The sequence below is a fragment of the Psychrobacter sp. ENNN9_III genome, assembly GCF_001462175.1.
Lineage (GTDB): Bacteria > Pseudomonadota > Gammaproteobacteria > Pseudomonadales > Moraxellaceae > Psychrobacter.
Genome location: NZ_LNUO01000176.1, coordinates 1 through 3,573 on the forward strand (window position 1 = coordinate 1; position 3,573 = coordinate 3,573).

3 protein-coding genes are annotated in these 3,573 nt (G+C 38.3%); all 3 read left to right on the forward strand.

The window, feature by feature from the left end:
- The first annotated feature begins 383 nt into the window (after window positions 1-383).
- The 3 genes from PENNN9_RS10890 (at window position 384) to PENNN9_RS10900 (ending at window position 3,428) form a co-directional block, all read left to right on the forward strand.
- Window positions 384-1,442: a hypothetical protein gene (locus tag PENNN9_RS10890; RefSeq protein WP_058369704.1), complete on the forward strand. Its 1,059-nt coding sequence runs from the start codon at window positions 384-386 to the stop codon at window positions 1,440-1,442.
- Between the two features lie 268 nt (window positions 1,443-1,710).
- Window positions 1,711-2,364: a LysE family translocator gene (locus tag PENNN9_RS10895; protein ID WP_058369705.1), complete on the forward strand. Its 654-nt coding sequence runs from the start codon at window positions 1,711-1,713 to the stop codon at window positions 2,362-2,364.
- A gap of 101 nt (window positions 2,365-2,465) precedes the next feature.
- The gene (locus tag PENNN9_RS10900) at window positions 2,466-3,428 is read left to right on the forward strand and encodes a hypothetical protein (protein WP_058369706.1); all 963 of its coding nucleotides are present in this window, start codon (window positions 2,466-2,468) and stop codon (window positions 3,426-3,428) included.
- Window positions 3,429-3,573 lie beyond the last annotated feature (145 nt).

Below are 3,573 nucleotides of genomic sequence, written 5' to 3' on the forward strand. Positions count from 1 at the left end.
CCATTCACAATTCGTTGTGAATGGGCTTTTTTTATGTCTGCTCAAAACACATGTATAAAGACGCAGACTTATACCTAGTCTCAAAACCCCTTCCAGTTATACATATAAAAGAGTCTAAAAATATAAAATATTTACTTTACAATCAATAGTTTAATTCTAATAACGACAAAGCCACACAAGTTTACACTTAGCGGATTTGGTGACACAAATTAACACCCTTATACACAAAGTCAGTGTTTCTCTACTTAACGCTATTATGAATATATTCATCTATTAATTATGATTGCCTTGTACTTAATGAAGACTTTTACAAGCTTCTTTATAGAAATCAATAATAATGATATGCAAATTAGCGTTTAAACAACATGTGATAAGGAATTGTTATGTTACCTACCTATACGCCTCAACGTCGCCCTTCATGGCGCGGCGTGCTAGCAGGTCTTATTATGGGACTGCTCGTAGTCATGGCGATGATTGCCATCGCTTTAATCCTAAGCTCATTTATACCGTTTGACCTAAAAGGTACTAGTATTGCTGCTGGTATTTATGCTGCTATTACTGCTTTAGTCAGTGCTTATGTTGCAGGCTATTTTGCTATCAAATACTCTGCACCCGAAGCCTTATTCGGTGATGGTACAGATGTCGATCAAAAAGACGCTACGTTGACTGGTATGTTGACTGCTGCTTTAATTGTATTGGTAACCACGTTTTTCACTTTTAGTAGTGCAACTGGTATCCTAGCGACGGCTGGTAATGCTGTTGGTGGTACTGTTAGTACAGTAGCAAAAACTGCAGGTGGTGTAGCAGCAGCTGGTACATCAGCGGCAAGTACAGCAGCCATCGCTGCACCTGATAGTACTGTTACGCAGGTTCAGCAAAAAGCGCAAGAAGTTTATCAAACAGTATCTGGTAACATCAGCAAAGCTGATATCAGTGCTATGGTAGCCAAAAATACTCAAAACTTAAACGATCAACAAATCCAAGCGACGACTAATGTATTGGATGAGATGATTAACGAAACCAAAAGTGATGTTACTGATATGGACTTCACGAGTATTGATACATGGCGTAATATTGATGAGTATGCAAAACAACGCATGGCATCTATCGAACAGACATTAAAAGGTCCTGAGTTGATCAACCGCTTACAGCAAGAAGGATTGAGCGAAGCGCAAGCGACTGAAGTACGTTCAGAAGTAGTACAGTCATTTAATGAGTATAAAACACAAACTGAGCAATATATCGCGCAAGCCCAACAAACCGTTGATCAAAATCTACAACAAGCTGAAGACGTTGCTCGTAAAGCTGCCTTGTATAGTGGTCTATTTTGGTTAATCAGCACTATCTTAACTTTCATCGCTGCTACTATGGGTGCCAAAAGTGCTGCTACTAAGCACCGTTTAGATAAGCCTATTGTTACTTGGGGTGACAACGTTAGATAAGAGCATGTTAGATTATAGATCTAGTAAAACTGATTATTAGTCAATAGTACTTACCCATAATAAGCCCAATCACATACGATGATTGGGCTTGTTTTATGGCTATCATTTCTAAAACACTTTTTAGTTTTATTCGCAATACTTTATAATTACTCGCGCTATTGCCAACCTATCCAATGCTCGCTACTATCTACCCCATAAGTATTTTATACAATATAAAAATGCTCTAGGACGTATGAATTTTTAGAACCATCAAAGGGAAGTGATTGCGATGTTCGGTATCGAGAATTATCTAGGGTTTATTTTAGCGGCTATTTTGTTGAACCTGACACCTGGCACAGATAGCATGTATATCATCACTCGCAGCGTCTCACAAGGGAACAAAGCTGGTTTCTATTCTGTACTGGGCATTGTCACTGGAATACTAGTGCACACGGTATTGGCGGCATTAGGACTATCAATCATTTTAGCCAACTCTCCACTAGCATTTACTATTGTTAAATATATTGGTGCCACCTACTTATGCTACTTAGGGGTCAAGATGCTCACGCAAAAGACGGACTCTGTCATAGCAAAAGGCTTACCCATTAATAACAAGGCCGCGCCAGCAAAGCGACTTGATTACGGCAAAATATATCAGCAAGGCGTCTTAACCAATACCTTTAATCCAAAAGTCGCGCTATTCTTCCTGGCCTTTTTTCCGCAGTTTATTGATGCTAACTATACTTATAGCGCATTATCATTTCTGATTTTGGGTTTGAGTTTTGCTATTACTGGTTTCATATGGTGCTTATGCTTGGCACTACTGGCGTCAAAATTTAGTAAAAAGTTACGCGAAAACCCAGCGATTGAGACTATCCTGAATAAGATCAGCGGCGCGGTGTTTATTGGTTTGGGAATTAAATTGCTTACTGAAAAAGGGTGAGTAAATGCGGATCAGCGATTCTAGAGATAGACTTATAAAGCCATACCAACTTCATCACATGTTAGTTGTATACAAAGCAATTATTAAATTCAGGAGACGTAATGAGCATTTTGCAAAATGCAATCGATTCAATACAAATTGGGGTTGAGGATTTTGAGAGTGATGATGATAGGCGCAGTGTTTCCGCTGTCAGAAATATTGCGGCTGGGATTTTATTACTATACAAAGAAAAACTCTGTCAGTTGTCTCCTAATGACAATAAAGAGTTACTAATAAAGCAGAATATTAGGCCTGTGCAAAATACGAAAGGTGAGATAACTTTTGAAGGCAAAGGTAATAAGACAGTTGATGTTCAGTCCATAAAAGAAAGGTTCAAAAATTTAAACATTACAACAGTAGATTGGGATAGGTTTGATAAAATCAGTAGAATAAGAAACGATTTAGAGCATTATTATACATCTAAATCTCCTGATGCTATCAGAGAAATTATAGCCAAGTCCTTTTTGCTGATTAGAGACTTCCTATCAGAGCATTTGCAAGAAGATCCTCAAGAAATTCTGGGCGATGATTGCTGGGCAACTTTGCTTGAGGTAAGCGAGGTTTATTCGGCAGAAGAACAAGCTTGTAAAGCAAGTCTTGATACAGTTGATTGGAAATATCATTCAGTTGAAATAGCTCTTAAAAATCTTCGTTGCAATCAATGCCACTCTTCATTGATACAAGCTCCGCATAGTGATGATGTTTATCCAATGATTGACTTGCATTGTAAGTCATGTGGGGAGGACTTTAGCTTTTATGATGTGGTCGAACAATGTATCGATGATTCTTTGGCTGGAGAGACAATTAAAAATATAATGGATGGCGGTAACTCTCCTTATGGTTCATGCCATGAGTGCTGGAAAAATACTTTCATTTATGAAGAAGGATGTTGTGTGGCATGCGACTATGAGATGGAATACACTAAATGTGAAGTGTGTGAGGCTCCTCTAGACTTAGAAGATCAGTATAACACAGGCAAATGCAGTTATTGTCAGTATAGATGGGAGAAAGTCATGGCAGAATGAACTAACAAATTGCACTGTCATTTTAATTTTCTAGTTAAATTTAAAGCATAACGTTGTATCAACTACAAGCAAAAAAGCAGAATAAGCTCCTACGCCCAAAAACAACCACCCACAAATAAGCCCAGTCCCCTACATTAAGGAGACT

Coding starts and splice junctions, on each gene's coding strand:
- PENNN9_RS10890 (WP_058369704.1), top strand. CDS start 384: ATGTTACCTACCTATACGCCTCAACGTCGCCCTTCATGGCGCGGCGTG.
- PENNN9_RS10895 (WP_058369705.1), top strand. CDS start 1,711: ATGTTCGGTATCGAGAATTATCTAGGGTTTATTTTAGCGGCTATTTTG.
- PENNN9_RS10900 (WP_058369706.1), top strand. CDS start 2,466: ATGAGCATTTTGCAAAATGCAATCGATTCAATACAAATTGGGGTTGAG.